The 443-nt window shown below is 67.0% G+C and carries 1 protein-coding gene; it reads left to right on the top strand.

Annotated features, from left to right (window positions below; translation table 11 throughout):
* On the top strand, nucleotides 1-443 hold a 443-nt coding region (locus GVJ63_RS21965), incomplete at both ends, for a hypothetical protein (RefSeq protein ID WP_200843137.1).

The raw sequence follows: 443 nt of genomic DNA, 5'->3' as shown, positions 1-443 counted from the left end.
ATTCCGTGCAGTCTGCCGACAAGACCCGCGCGGAGCGGCTGTCGCAGATGCAGGACGTGTTCGGCGGCGGCACCAGCGGGCTGGGCGCGGCCATCACCGACATGCTCAACTCGTTCAAGGACGTGGTGGCCTCGCCCATGGACATGACCGCGCGCACGGTCTCCATCACCCGCATGGACGAGACCGCCGCGCGCATGCGCTCGTCGGCCGGGCGGCTGGACGAGATCCAGTACACGGTGAAGGAACAGCTCACGGGCGACGTGAACGCGCTCAACGCCCTGGCCAAGCAGATGGCGAGCGTGAACGAGCAGATCGCACGCGTGAAAGGCAATGGGCAGACGCCCAACGACCTGCTGGACCAGCGCGACCAGATCATCCGCGAGATCAACCGCTACGTGCAGACCACCCAGGTGGCGGCTGACGACGGCACGGTGGGCCTGTTC

Origin of the sequence: Pantoea sp. 18059 (assembly GCF_902706165.1) — a bacterium.
GTDB lineage: Bacteria > Pseudomonadota > Gammaproteobacteria > Enterobacterales > Enterobacteriaceae > Pantoea > Pantoea agglomerans.
Note: the sequence above shows the minus strand (reverse complement) of the source record. Positions and strands in the feature narration are given on the sequence as shown.